Here is a 12,769-nt window from a genome sequence, read left to right as displayed (position 1 = left end):
CAAACTCATGAAAAGGGAGCTAAAAAAACGCCCGGCAAGCAAGCTGCCGGGCCGCACGCTGATTAATCACGCGCTTCAATGGGGACCCATTCGCTTTTTTCAGGACCGATGTAGTCGGCGCTGGGGCGGATAATTCGATTGTTGGCGCGCTGTTCAAAGACATGTGCGGCCCAGCCCGTTAGCCGGGACATGACAAAAATCGGCGTGAACAGCTTGGTGGGGATATCCATAAAGTGATAGGCGCTGGCATGGAAGAAGTCTGCGTTGCAGAACAGCTTTTTCTCACGCCACATCACTTCTTCGACCCTTTCAGATACGGGATAAAGCACCGTATCGCCTACGTCATCGGCAAGCTTTTTGGCCCACTGCTTGATGATCTCGTTGCGTGGATCAGACTCGCGATAAATCGCGTGGCCAAATCCCATAATTTTATCTTTGCGCTCAAGCATGCCCATGATCTGGCTTTCCGCTTCTTCCGGCGATTTCCAGTTTTCGATCATCGCCATGGCCGCTTCATTGGCACCGCCATGCAGCGGGCCACGCAGCGAACCGATGGCGCCGGTGACGCAAGAATGCATATCAGAAAGCGTTGAGGCACACACCCGGGCGGTAAAGGTCGACGCATTAAACTCATGCTCGGCATATAAAATAAGCGATACGTTCATCACTCGCGCATGGAGTTCAGAGGCCGGCTCGCCACGCAGCAGATGCAAGAAATGCCCGCCAACCGATGCAGCGTCGGTTTGGGTATCAATCCGCACTCCGTCATGAGAGTAGCGATACCAGTAGCAAATGATCGAAGGCAACACGGCCAGCAGCCGATCGGCGACGTCTTGCTGCTCATCAAAGCTCTGCTCGGTTTCAAGATTACCCAGCATGGAGGTGCCGGTACGCATGACATCCATGGGATGAGCATCTTTCGGAATTTGCTCAAGCACCGTTTTCAGCGCATCGGGCAACCCACGCAAGCCCTTTAATTTGCGGATGTAGTCGTCAAGCTCTGCCTGATTAGGCAATTTACCTTTCAAGAGCAGGTACGCTACTTCTTCAAATTTAGCCTTTTCAGCCAGCTCTTTGATATCAAAGCCACGGTACGTTAGGCCCGAGCCAGTCTTTCCAACGGTACACAAGGCGGTAGTTCCCGCACTTTGTCCACGCAGCCCTGCTCCCGCTAGCGGTTTATCAGCCATGACGAGTCTCCTAGTGTGCTTATCGTTGTACCTATCATTAATTGCAGATAACAGTGTTGTCGTGCACGCCTTATTGCGGCTCTTCGCCCTTTTCGGCGAATAACGCGTCTAGTTTCTGCTCGAAATCGTGATAGTTGAGGAAATCGTAGAGTTCATCGCGCGTCTGCATGGTGTTAACGACTTCTTTTTGATGCCCGTTATCCAGAATGCTTTGATAGACATTCAGGGCAGCAGCGTTCATCGCTCGAAACGCAGAGAGCGGGTAAAGCACCATGCGGCAACCAACCTCGCCAAGCTCGGCTTGAGTAAAGAGCGGCGTCGCACCAAACTCGGTGATATTGGCCAGAATCGGGGCATCCACTCGCTCGCAGAATGCCTGGTAATCTGAAAGGGTATATACGGCTTCAGCAAAGATGGCATCCGCACCGGCTTCAACGCAGGCATTGGCGCGCTCAATAGCCGCGTCCAGACCCTCTTTTTGAAAAGCATCGGTGCGGGCAATCAGATAAAAATCGGGGTCTATTCGGGCATCGGCGGCGGCTTTGATACGATCAACCATCTCAGCCTGGGAAACAATTGCCTTGTTGGGTCGATGACCACAACGTTTTTGCGCCACCTGGTCCTCCAGATGAACGGCGGCGACGCCAGCACGCTGCATCTCTTTCACTGTACGGGCAATATTGAACGCGCCGCCCCATCCGGTATCAATATCCACCAGCAACGGCAGGTCCGTTGCACCACAGATACGGCGCGCATCCTCTGCGACATCGTTCATGCTGGTCATCCCTAAATCAGGCAGGCCAAACGAGGCATTTGCCACCCCACCGCCGGAAAGGTAGATCGCCTGATGGCCGACACGTTCAGCCATCATCGCCGTATACGCATTAATAGTGCCTAAAATGGCCAGCGGGCGCTGGGCGTCAAGGGCGGCTTTAAAACGGGCGCCAGGGGTGAGCGTTGACATTAGCGTGTCTCCTGAAGGGTAGTGGCCTGCCGTTCCTCGGCAGGCTCAGATGATTGCTGTTTAAGAATCGCGGCATAACGGTCGGCAACATTGGCACGCGAGGCACTGACGTGGCGGCGCATTAATAGCTCAGCAAGTTCGGCGTCACCTGCTTCAATGGCATCCACGATCCGGTGGTGCTCAACAAAGGCGCGCTGCGGGCGCGTACCGCTGGCACTAAACTGCGTACGATAAAGGCGCACCAGGTAGTACAAGTCATTGCACAGCAGGCTCATTAGCATCTTGTTGTGGCTGCCTTGCACAATGCGGTAATGAAAGTCGAGATCGCCCTCACGCTGATAATAAGCTTCACCGCGTTGTAAATCGGCCTGCCCTTCGTGCAATGCCAGCACATCACGAAGGCCTTGTATTTCCTCTGCCGACATATGCTCCGCCGCTAGCCTTGCGGCCATGCTTTCCAACGCTTCGCGTACATCAAAGAGCTCTATCAGCTCTTTCATAGAGAGCTTAACGACGCGTGCGCCGACGTGAGGTACGCGCTCAATCAAGCGGTGAGACTCTAAACGCCGCATGGCTTCGCGAAGCGGACCACGAGAAATGCCGTACGTTTTTGAAAGCCCGGGCTCAGTGATTTTGCTGCCTGGCGCCAGGACGCCACGAACAATATCGCTTTGAAGCTGATGAAATACCCGCTCGGCAAGCGTTCGCACTTCAGGCGGTACCATTTCAAGCGGCGAATCGTCACAATTAGAAGAGGAAACGGGTAAGCGCATGTTTGATTGTCGACAATTAGAGAAGGTGATGAAACTTTAGCTTTATGACTTTAAACCGTCAACCCTTCAATATAGGCGATATGATGCATCTTTCGTTGTACGCAGAAAGTCTAGCGCTTGACCCAATGTCTACAATCTTCCAAAAAACGTGAGAAATGCGTCGATGGCACGACTGGTGTCAATCTTGCTCGCCCTCTAAGATAGGCGCCCCTTTCATTCGCTAGGCGTTCGCTACATGACCAAGGCATTGTCGGCCTTTACTCTGCCCTACTCCCTCGACCCATTACATTTATTTAATGCGCTTCGCCAACGCCCCGGGGCCGTATTGCTGGATAGTGGACGCCCTGCCGCTACAGGGCGCTACGACATTATGAGCAGTGACCCGTTAGCGACACTGGAAGTCGATGTTTCAGGAAAGTCAGCGCTCACTAGCGACTACCTTGAGGTATCAGCCCTGCCTCCGGATGACGGCTTTTTCCAGCAGCAGTGGCTACTCGATCAATTGCCGAGCCGAATTAGCGCGCAAGACTTACACGCCCAGCATGACCACTTGCCTTTTATGGGTGGGCTAATAGGTTATTGGGGTTATGACTTAGGGCGCCAGCCCTTGGCAAGCACTCACCAACCCAATGCCACCCGCTTACCCCAGGCACGCCTGGGCTTATATGACTGGTGTATTACGCTCGACCACGAAACTCAGCAAGCCTGGCTGATTGCCACCGCGCAGCGCCGTGAACAGGTGCTTCAGTGGTTAAGCCAACCGGCGGTTAACCGCGAACCGTTTATCTTAACCGAGCCCTTCCAGACCGAGCTTAACCGAAGTGAATATTCAAAACGCTTCCAGGCCGTTCAGCGTTACATACGAGCAGGCGACTGTTATCAAATCAACCTTGCCCAACGCCTTTCAGCCGCTTATCAAGGCGATGAGTGGCAGGCGTATCTGCGCTTACGAAACGCCACTCCCACTCCTTTCTCAGGGTTTATGGCGTGGGGCGACCAGGCTCTCCTTTCCCTTTCGCCAGAGCGCTTTATTCAGTGCCGAAACGGCGCTGTGGAGACACGCCCCATTAAAGGCACTCGCCCTCGAGGCGCGACAAAAGAAGAGGACATTGCACTCGCCAACCAACTGATGAGCAGCACGAAAGATCGCGCCGAAAATGTGATGATCGTTGATTTGTTGCGCAATGACCTTGGTCGCGTATGCAAACCTGGCACTATTCATGTGCCTCAGCTTTGCCAGTTAGAGAGCTACCCTAACGTCCACCACCTGGTCAGCGTGGTGCAGGGCCAGCTTGCACCGGGCGCCTCGCCGCTGACTTTATTAGCCGCCGCCTTCCCCGGGGGCTCGATCACGGGTGCTCCCAAAATTCGTGCGATGGAAATTATTGCAGAGCTGGAACCCTGCCAGCGCAGCGCGTACTGCGGAAGCATGGGCTACGTCGATATACGCGGCAGCATGGATACATCGATTACTATCCGCACGCTGGTGGCTGATGCAGGCAAGCTGCACGTATGGGGCGGCGGCGGCCTGGTTGCCGACTCAGCGCTTGAGGAAGAGTACGTGGAGACACTGGATAAGATTCGTCATCTTATTAAGGCACTGGAATAACAGCCACCGTACTTAAATCAAAAAGGAATATAAAAGCCAAACCAAACGGTATTGGGGGGACCGACAGGCAATTTGATAGCCTAGCGGTATGGTTCATTAATATGACAAGGAGGCAGCATGTCCTCATCGCTAGATGCGATCAATCGTGATTTTTCCGAGAACGGTTTTAGCAAGAACCCACAAGCACTTATTGAGTGGGCGTTAACACAAGGTGAAAGGGCGATCTGTACGACGAACTTTCGCCCTTTTGAAGCCGTTATTCTGCACATGGTGACGCAGGTCCGTCCTGACATGCCGATTGTCTGGATGGACAGTGGCTATAACACCGAAGCCACTTATCAATTCGCCGACGAGCTAATAACGCGCTTGAACCTGAACATGGTCAGCTATATACCCAAGCGGACACGCGCGCACCGTGAAGCGCTCGAAGGCCCCATGCCGGGCATTGATGACTCGCGCCATGCGGCGTTCACCCAAGAGGTCAAAATCGAGCCGTTTGAACGTGCATTAAGTGAGATGCGCCCTGACGTATGGTTTACAGCGCTTCGTGCAGAAGACACGCCCGAACGGGCCAAAATGCAGCCCGTCAGCCGTAACAGTGATGGGCTGGTTAAAGTGGCGCCGGTGTTGCATTGGAGTGCCAAAGAGATGTATCAATATTTACAGGCGCACGACCTGCCTAACAACTTCGATTACTTCGACCCCACCAAGGTGGAAGAGAAACGCGAGTGTGGCTTGCACCTACAGCATTAAACCTGTCTCTGAAAACCTGTCTCTGAAAATCTGTCACTGAAAACCCGTCGTTGAAAAGCCAGGTACTGAAAACCCTGGCACCGAGGTTAGGAACGTACGACTCACGTTGTTAGCGGCTTGCCAGCGGTTTCGCTGGCATCATGCCCCCTAACAACGTGGGCGCTTAAAGCGTTAATACATTATGCTCGTAATACGTCAGTACCCACAAAATATCAGTACTCAGGCAGCTCTATCCCTTCAAACAGCGCTTGTTCAAAGCGCGGGCCGGCAATGAGCGCCTCATCCACACGGTCTCGCGTCAAGTGTGGCGCAAAACGCGCCAGGAAATCGTACATATAGCCGCGCATAAAGGTGCCTCGGCGAATGCCAATTTTAGTCGTTGAACTCGCAAATAGGTGGCTGGCATCCACCGCGACTAAATCTTCATCCAACTTATCGTCTACTGCCATATGCGCCACGATCCCAACGCCCATACCGAGCCGCACATAGGTTTTAATCACGTCGGCATCCGCCGCCGTTAGCACAACGTTAGGCGTCAAACCTTTCGCTTTAAACGCATCATCCAGCTGTGAACGACCGGTAAATCCAAAGACATACGTCACCAGCGGATGTTCTGCCAATGCTTCCAGCGTTAAAGGTCCACTCAGCGCTGCCAAGGGATGCCCTTTAGGCACCAGGATACAGCGATTCCAACGGTAACAAGGCAAGAGTACCAGATCTGTAAAAAGCTCCAGCGATTCAGTGGCAATCGCAAAATCGGCCTGCCCCTCACTCACCATTTGAGCAATTTGCTTAGGCGTACCCTGCTGCATATGTAGCGCGACTTCCGGATATTTCAGTGTAAATTCACTGATAATCGGCGGAAGCGCATAGCGTGCCTGGGTATGCGTGGTCGCAATAGATAAGCTTCCCCGCCGCTCATCGCTATGCTCCTGGGCCACCTGTTTAATATTTTCGGTAAGCTTGAGCACCTGGCCCGCCAGGTTAATAATGGACTGACCTGCTGGCGTTACCCGGGTTAGATGTTTTCCGCTACGCGCGAAAATCTCAACGCCCAGCTCATCCTCCAACAACCGTATTTGCTTGGAAATACCAGGCTGAGAGGTAAACAGGCTTTGAGCGGTCGCCGATACATTCAGGTTGTGTCGGTTAACTTCCCAAATATAGCGAAGTTGTTGTAGCTTCATATCATCACCTCATTATCTATACCGATAAGCAGGCAGGTCATCTAACGCTGGCACCGCCTATCTTGCACTCGCCACAAAGCACTATTTGGCATAAAAAAACATTCTATAATTCACTTATATTATAAGAGATAACCTCTATTAGCATCTATTAATTTTGTAATTAACCACAAAAATAAGCGCAGATATTTGCCAGCAAACGCCGCGCCCGCTAACATCTGCCGACTTGGCGCAATGAAAGTGCGCAGGTTTAACGCGTAATGACCGTTGCTCCATTTGAGGCAACGACACTGCAAGAGCAACGCAAACGGGAGAAGCAAATGGCTAATAATGTTGACGTCACTAACGCTAATTTTGAGCAAGAAGTCCTCAACGCCGACCAGCCTGTGCTGCTAAAATTTTGGGCACCTTGGTGTGGCCCGTGTAAAGTTATGGCACCGGTTGTCGATGAAGTGGCTGCCGAGCGCGGTGATAACTTAAAAGTTGTCAGCGTAAACGTTGACGACGCGCCTGAAATTGCCGCTGAACAAGGCGTACGCGGTGTACCGACCGTTATGCTGTTCAAGTCTGGTACCAAAGTTGCCTCACTGGTAGGCGCGCAATCCAAGTCTCAACTAACGCAATTCATCGACCAAAACGCTTGATGAATTGGCCACCGCCGGCACAACCGGTGGTGGCCGTGCGGCCCCTCCTGTTAACTCTCCCCCTCTTTTAGATCCACTTCGTGCGTATCACTATTTTTACGTTTCCACGGTGCGCGACCTGCATCTTGCTGGCTTAGATAACGCCCGGTGCGGTGTCTCCCTGGTCCCAGAAAATGGGCAATCCAGCGCGTCTGCGGATGGCTATCCAAGGCAATTTTTAGGGTCATGGTTAACACGACAGATAGCAGCATCCCCGCCGGTCCAAAAATCCACCCCCAAACAACCAGCGAAAGAAACGCCACAAACGTTGAAAGCCCTAGCGCTTGCCCCATGACACGCGGTTCAATCAGGTTACCAAGTACAAAGTTAATGACCAGATAAGCAGACGCCAGCAGCAGCGCCTGTAGCGCGCCACCGTCCTGGGACACCAGAAGCAGCAGCACTGGAGGGATGGCCGCAAGTGCTGAGCCAATGTTAGGGATAAAGTTAAGCCCAAACGCCAGAACGCCCCAAAGTAATGGGAAATCAACCCCAACAATCACACAGGAGAGCCAAATCAATACCGCCGTGGCCAAGCTAATCATTGTTTTTACGGCCAAATAGCGCTTTAGCGTTAAGCTGAATTCGCTAAATCGCTTTAAACTAGGCGCAGGGTTTTCTAGGGCACGCGAAACTTTTTGGCGAAGGTTCAGCGTTTCAAACAGCATAAAAATAACCAGCAACCCCACGATGATACTTTGCATCACCAGGTTGCCCAGTTCACTCAACAGCGTTGCCACCCAAGAAGAGCCTTCCTCATCCGTATTGAAAAAGACGGCACTAAGCTCATCAGGGTCAATATTGAAGCCATGCATGGCGAGCGTATTAAGCAAATCCCAGTAGTGCTCGTAAAGCCGCTCCTCAATATCAGGCAGCGCCGCCACAAAGGTGCTAAAACTGTTGACGACTAACACGCCAATCAGTGAAAGAAACCCCAACAACACCATCAGGGTTAAAAAAGCCGACATTCTCATGCTCAGGCCACAACGGTGTAGCCACTGCACCGGAGAGGTACACACTACCGCGATAAATACCGCCAGCAGCAAGGGTACAAGTAAATCTGCCCCCACTTTCATTCCCGCAATAATCACCACTAATGCCGCTAGCGCCAACGTGGCATTTAAGGGGATACTTCGATAATCCTCATCCGATAATTTCGACATAGCCTCATCCTTAGCTCGTTACCCGTACATAATGGCGGTAATAAAGGTATTGCACAAACCGTGCAAATAATAAGCAACTGTTTTGCGTCACCTCTTTTACGCTGAACTTTCCCCGTAGTCGCTATTCCAAGCAAGCGTCTATACTTTTAATTGACGCGCACCAGGATAGTTTTCTCTACCTCAAGGAGTTTCTCTATGAGCCCAGTATCGGCACGTTTACCGCGTTTTCGTTATGGAATTTTAAGTGGCGCTCTGTTGGCGCTTCTGAGCACTCCCCTCGCCTTTGCGGCCCCGTCTGCACCGCCAAGCTTAAGTGTCCAAGCGGAGTCCTGGGTTGAGGTTGAACCCGACCAGGCTACTTTCACTGCGCGCCTTTGGGAAAACACGCCTGCCGTTTCTTCACTGGAAGATACTGACAGCGAAGCGTTAGGAGAAGCCCGTGAACGCCTTGAGAATCGGGCCAGCGAACTGATCGCAGCCATTGAAGCCTTGGGAATCGAGCGACGCGCCATCAATGCCGGGTCGTTGAACGTTTATCCTGACTATGTCGCTGCACCGCGCAGCGAAAATGGCGATCAGGAGATGCTCCAACGTACGCGTCTTGAACGCCCGTTCAGCATAGAACTAACCGATCTTGATCAATTGGGCGATGTGCTCAACGCGCTGATCGGGGTGGGTGTGAATGCAATGGACGGCGTACAATTTGATTTACAGGACAGAGAAGCCGCCACCGATGAAGCGCTGGTAAAAGCGCTGGAGAAAGCTCGCCACAAAGCCAACCTGATGGCCAGCACGCTGGAAACCGAGCTCGGCCACGTTCAGCGTATTGAAGAGACGCAAGCGCCTATGTTTCAGCCCCGCATGATGGCCATGCGGGCTGAGAGTGATATGGCCAGTAGCGGATCACAAAGCGATTACAGCCCCGGCACCATCCGTATTGATGCCGGGGTTAATGTCGAATGGATGCTTAAAGAGCCAGACGCTCCTGACCACCAAGATAGGGACGTAGCGGCGCGGGAATAACCACCGAGCCATCTGCCTGCTGGTGATTTTCAAGCACTGCCAGCAGGCAACGGCCGACGGCCAAGCCAGAACCATTTAACGTATGCAGGAGCTGTGGCTTTTTCACATCCGGTTGACGGAAGCGAGCCTGCATACGTCGTGCCTGAAAGTCTTCGCAGTTGGAAACAGACGAAATTTCCCGATAAGTGCTCTGGCTGGGCAGCCAGACTTCCAGGTCGTAGGTCTTCGATGCTCCAAAGCCCATATCGCCCGTGCAAAGTGTCACTACGCGGTACGGCAACTCTAACGCTTGTAAGATCGCCTCTGCATGACCACGCATTTCATCCAGCGCTTCATAGCTCTTCTCTGGTTCTACAATTTGCACCATTTCCACTTTATCAAACTGATGCTGACGGATCATGCCGCGAGTATCACGCCCGTGCGAACCAGCCTCGCTACGAAAACACGGCGTGTGCGCCGTAAGTTTCATCGGCAATGCCGCTTGATCCACAATCTCGTCACGCACAAAGTTGGTGAGAGGCACTTCAGAAGTAGGTATCAAGTAGTACTCGCGCTCATCATCCAGCTTGAACAGATCTTCGCCAAACTTCGGCAACTGGCCGGTGCCCGTTAGTGAGTCGCGGTTCACCATATAGGGCACGTAGCACTCTTCATAGCCGTGCTTCTCGGTTTGGGTATCCAGCATAAATTGAGCCAGCGCGCGGTGCAGACGAGCAATGGGCCCACGCATAACGGCAAAGCGGGCACCGGTCAGTTTGACGGCCAATTCAAAATCCAGATAACCGGATTTTTTGCCTAAATCGACATGATCGAGCACGTCAAAATCGAACTCACGCGGTGTACCCCAACGGTGCAGTTCAACGTTGTCTTCTTCTTTTTCACCTTCAGGGACGCTCTCATGGGGCAGGTTAGGAATACCGCTGACCGCATCATCCCAGGCCGCTTGCACCTCAGCCAACTCACGCTTGGCATTATCCAGACGATCGCCTAAATCGCTGACTTCATCCAACAGCGGCTGGATATCTTCGCCACTGGCTTTGGCCTTGCCAATGGCTTTTGAGCGCGTATTACGCTCGCTTTGCAGTTGCTCGGTCTGCGTTTGCAATTCACGGCGGCGCGACTCCAGCGTCTGAAGCCCCTCTTTATCCAGTACAAAGCCGCGACGAGCTAGTTGTTGCGCTAGCGCGTCCAGATCACCGCGTAGCAGTTTCGGATCGAGCATGAGTTATTCCTTGGCCTGTATTCAGTTAAACACGGCGCCAAACGCCAGTATCAAAGGCCCCTATTGTAGGCAAAAGCACGGCGGGGAGCTATGGGGGCGTTATAGCAACGTGCCCGGCAACTCACGTCGACGGGTAAATAACCAGAGGCCGCTTCCAAGCCGCGGCCGCCCGTAAGCGCTCACTTCGCCCATTACAAGCCCCCGCCCCTCCTACTAAAAAGTGATAAAGTGCGCGCCGAATCGTAATCCTGCTATTGATCAACCGTAAATAAAACTCCAAGGAGAGAGATCCGTGAGCACATCACAAGGCGCCTTCGGCTGGTGGAGAGGCATCGCCCTCTGGAAGAAAATTCTCGTAGGTTTAGCGCTAGGGATAGCGGCGGGTGCGCTACTGGGTGAAAACGCCAGCATCTTTAAGCCACTGGGCGATATTTTTATTAACGCGATCATGATGCTGATCGTACCGCTGGTATTCTCAACACTGGTTGTCGGCATTACTTCGATGCGCGACCCGCAAAAAATGGGCCGCATTGGCGCCCGCACCATAGGCCTTTATCTTTTGACCACGGCCTTTGCTATCAGTATTGGGTTGCTGCTTTCGACACTGTTACAGCCTGGGGCAGGCGTTAACATCAGTTTTGATAGCGGCGTGGATGCAAGCGAGGCGCCTACCCTGGCGTCCATTTTGATTAACCTGGTGCCCCGCAACCCCATTGATGCGCTGGCCAACGGCAACATTCTGCAAATTATTGTATTTGCGATTGGCTTGGGCATTTCACTGACCCTGATTGGTGAAAAGGGTGAAGCACTGGTTGTGGTGTTCGATAGCTTTGCCGAGGCGATGTACAAGCTCACGGGCATTGTTATGGCCTTTGCCCCTTTTGGGGTGTTTGGCCTAATGGCGCATGTATCTGGCCAATACGGACTGGAAATCTTGTTACCACTCGCCAAGCTGATTGGCGTAGTGTATTTGGCCTGTGCGCTGCATGTTCTTGTGATTTATTCAGGCTTTATTCGCCTGTTGGGGCGGCTTAATCCAGTGCGGTATCTCCAGGGCAGCCTGGACGCCATGATGATAGCATTCTCCTCCGCCTCTTCGGCAGGATCACTGCCGGTATCGATTCGCTGTGCCCAGAAAAACCTGGGCGTATCTGAAGGCGTTTCAAGCTTTGTACTGCCAGTGGGCGCGACCATTAATATGGATGGTACAGCACTTTACCAGGGCGTCGTCGTGCTGTTTATTGCCCAAATGCTGGGTATTGAGCTGAGCCTGGTCGACTACGGCATGATTGTCGCCACTGGCACGCTTGCCTCCATTGGCACCGCGGGCGTACCCGGTGCGGGTCTTATCATGCTCTCCATTGTCATGGCTCAAATTGGCCTACCGCTTGAAGCCATCGCTGTCGTAGCAGGTATCGACCGCATTCTCGATATGGCGCGCACCAGCGTTAACGTCGCAGGCGACATTATGGTCACTACCCTGGTGGGTAAAAGCGAAGGCGAATTGAACCTCGACGTTTATAACGCCGATAATAAAGCCTGACAGCCCGCCCCACGCCAGAATACTCTGCGACGAGACCGTTGCAGAGTATCGCGACAGCTAACCAGGAGAGCATCATGTCCCACCGCCTTGAGCAGGTATTAACCGAGCTGGACCAGCTTCATAGCGAAGACCCGAAAATGGTCAACGTGGCCGATGAGCCGTTACCCGCCGAGCTGCTTTACGCACAGCACATGAGCAAATGGCTTGCCCACCTTAACCAGACACCCAGCGAGTGCTTAAAAATTGCTGTCCGCGCCCAGCACTTGCAGCGCTGGCAGGTAACGCGCGAAGCGTACCCCGAAGGTCGAGTAGGCTACTTAACCTGGCGGCGCGACCAGGGTATCCGCGCGGGCGACACGGCCGCCCAATTAATGCGTGAAGCAAGCTATAGCGCAGAGGACGCCGAGCGAGTGATCACACTCATCACCAAAAAGGGGTTGGGGCGTGACACCGACGTACAGACACTAGAAGACTGCGCCTGTCTGGTATTTTTGGAAAACTACTTTGCCGATTTTTCGCGCAAGGTCGAACATGACCATATGGTGCGAATTATTCAAAAAACCTGGCACAAGATGTCACCCCAAGCTCATGAATTAGCCCTGACACTGCCCATGTCACCTGCTTCTGCCGCCCTGGTAAAAGAAGCTTTGAGCTAGCATTTT

12 protein-coding genes are annotated in these 12,769 nt (G+C 53.0%); 6 read left to right on the top strand and 6 right to left on the bottom strand.

Translation table 11 applies throughout. The features are described from left to right. Window positions 1–62: 62 nt before the first annotated feature. From prpC to ACT3RU_RS12030, 3 genes are all read right to left on the bottom strand, one after another. Window positions 63–1,190 (bottom strand): bifunctional 2-methylcitrate synthase/citrate synthase, encoded by a 1,128-nt coding sequence (prpC, locus tag ACT3RU_RS12040; protein ID WP_192527504.1) that lies wholly within the window; start codon window positions 1,188–1,190, stop codon window positions 63–65. Window positions 1,191–1,260: 70 nt separating this feature from the next. Next, the gene (gene prpB, locus ACT3RU_RS12035; protein ID WP_087106685.1) at window positions 1,261–2,154 is read right to left on the bottom strand and encodes a methylisocitrate lyase; all 894 of its coding nucleotides are present in this window, start codon (window positions 2,152–2,154) and stop codon (window positions 1,261–1,263) included. After that, a complete protein-coding gene (locus ACT3RU_RS12030) occupies window positions 2,154–2,927 on the bottom strand; it encodes a GntR family transcriptional regulator (protein WP_087106687.1) in 774 nt (257 codons plus the stop codon). The genes prpB and ACT3RU_RS12030 overlap by 1 nt, the downstream gene beginning before the upstream one ends. Before the next feature lie 235 nt (window positions 2,928–3,162). Between ACT3RU_RS12030 and pabB the strand changes: the two genes are divergently transcribed. Both pabB and ACT3RU_RS12020 read left to right on the top strand, forming a co-directional pair. Further along, a complete protein-coding gene (gene pabB, locus ACT3RU_RS12025; protein WP_192527505.1) occupies window positions 3,163–4,536 on the top strand; it encodes an aminodeoxychorismate synthase component I in 1,374 nt (457 codons plus the stop codon). Window positions 4,537–4,653: 117 nt separating this feature from the next. Then, window positions 4,654–5,289, top strand: a complete 636-nt coding sequence (locus ACT3RU_RS12020; RefSeq protein WP_192527506.1) for a phosphoadenosine phosphosulfate reductase domain-containing protein — start codon at window positions 4,654–4,656, stop codon at window positions 5,287–5,289. A 212-nt stretch (window positions 5,290–5,501) separates the two neighbouring features. Here ACT3RU_RS12020 and cysB read toward each other — a convergent pair whose 3' ends face one another. Continuing rightward, window positions 5,502–6,476, bottom strand: a complete 975-nt coding sequence (cysB, locus tag ACT3RU_RS12015; RefSeq protein ID WP_087106693.1) for an HTH-type transcriptional regulator CysB — start codon at window positions 6,474–6,476, stop codon at window positions 5,502–5,504. 257 nt (window positions 6,477–6,733) lie between these two features. Between cysB and trxA the strand changes: the two genes are divergently transcribed. Continuing rightward, window positions 6,734–7,117, top strand: coding sequence for a thioredoxin (gene trxA / locus ACT3RU_RS12010; protein ID WP_140398967.1), 384 nt, complete (start codon window positions 6,734–6,736; stop codon window positions 7,115–7,117). 50 nt (window positions 7,118–7,167) lie between these two features. On the opposite strand, the gene ACT3RU_RS12005 is transcribed toward trxA, so the two are convergent. Further along, entirely contained in the window at window positions 7,168–8,319 is a 1,152-nt protein-coding gene (locus ACT3RU_RS12005) for an AI-2E family transporter (RefSeq protein ID WP_192527507.1), read from the bottom strand. A 195-nt stretch (window positions 8,320–8,514) separates the two neighbouring features. Here ACT3RU_RS12005 and ACT3RU_RS12000 point away from each other — a divergent pair, with 195 nt between their 5' ends. Beyond that, window positions 8,515–9,342 (top strand): SIMPL domain-containing protein, encoded by an 828-nt coding sequence (locus tag ACT3RU_RS12000; RefSeq protein ID WP_192527508.1) that lies wholly within the window; start codon window positions 8,515–8,517, stop codon window positions 9,340–9,342. Here ACT3RU_RS12000 and serS read toward each other — a convergent pair. Continuing rightward, window positions 9,287–10,564, bottom strand: a complete 1,278-nt coding sequence (gene serS, locus ACT3RU_RS11995; RefSeq protein WP_192527509.1) for a serine--tRNA ligase — start codon at window positions 10,562–10,564, stop codon at window positions 9,287–9,289. The genes ACT3RU_RS12000 and serS overlap by 56 nt on opposite strands. A gap of 292 nt (window positions 10,565–10,856) precedes the next feature. Here serS and ACT3RU_RS11990 point away from each other — a divergent pair, with 292 nt between their 5' ends. Beyond that, complete coding sequence (locus ACT3RU_RS11990; protein ID WP_087106703.1) at window positions 10,857–12,107, top strand: dicarboxylate/amino acid:cation symporter; 1,251 nt, start codon at window positions 10,857–10,859, stop codon at window positions 12,105–12,107. Window positions 12,108–12,181: 74 nt separating this feature from the next. Next, on the top strand, window positions 12,182–12,763 hold the full coding sequence (locus tag ACT3RU_RS11985; RefSeq protein ID WP_192527510.1) for a DUF4202 domain-containing protein: 582 nt from the start codon (window positions 12,182–12,184) through the stop codon (window positions 12,761–12,763). The last annotated feature ends 6 nt before the right edge of the window (window positions 12,764–12,769 follow it).

Source organism: Halomonas sp. TP35 (assembly GCF_052375975.1).
Lineage (GTDB): Bacteria > Pseudomonadota > Gammaproteobacteria > Pseudomonadales > Halomonadaceae > Vreelandella > Vreelandella citrativorans.
Note: the sequence above shows the minus strand (reverse complement) of the source record. Positions and strands in the feature narration are given on the sequence as shown.

Bases quoted from the DNA above. Each gene is read 5' to 3' on its own strand.
- prpC (WP_192527504.1), bottom strand. From the start codon at position 1,190: ATGGCTGATAAACCGCTAGCGGGAGCAGGGCTGCGTGGACAAAGTGCG.
- prpB (WP_087106685.1), bottom strand. From the start codon at position 2,154: ATGTCAACGCTCACCCCTGGCGCCCGTTTTAAAGCCGCCCTTGACGCC.
- ACT3RU_RS12030 (WP_087106687.1), bottom strand. From the start codon at position 2,927: ATGCGCTTACCCGTTTCCTCTTCTAATTGTGACGATTCGCCGCTTGAA.
- pabB (WP_192527505.1), top strand. From the start codon at position 3,163: ATGACCAAGGCATTGTCGGCCTTTACTCTGCCCTACTCCCTCGACCCA.
- ACT3RU_RS12020 (WP_192527506.1), top strand. From the start codon at position 4,654: ATGTCCTCATCGCTAGATGCGATCAATCGTGATTTTTCCGAGAACGGT.
- cysB (WP_087106693.1), bottom strand. From the start codon at position 6,476: ATGAAGCTACAACAACTTCGCTATATTTGGGAAGTTAACCGACACAAC.
- trxA (WP_140398967.1), top strand. From the start codon at position 6,734: ATGACCGTTGCTCCATTTGAGGCAACGACACTGCAAGAGCAACGCAAA.
- ACT3RU_RS12005 (WP_192527507.1), bottom strand. From the start codon at position 8,319: ATGTCGAAATTATCGGATGAGGATTATCGAAGTATCCCCTTAAATGCC.
- ACT3RU_RS12000 (WP_192527508.1), top strand. From the start codon at position 8,515: ATGAGCCCAGTATCGGCACGTTTACCGCGTTTTCGTTATGGAATTTTA.
- serS (WP_192527509.1), bottom strand. From the start codon at position 10,564: ATGCTCGATCCGAAACTGCTACGCGGTGATCTGGACGCGCTAGCGCAA.
- ACT3RU_RS11985 (WP_192527510.1), top strand. From the start codon at position 12,182: ATGTCCCACCGCCTTGAGCAGGTATTAACCGAGCTGGACCAGCTTCAT.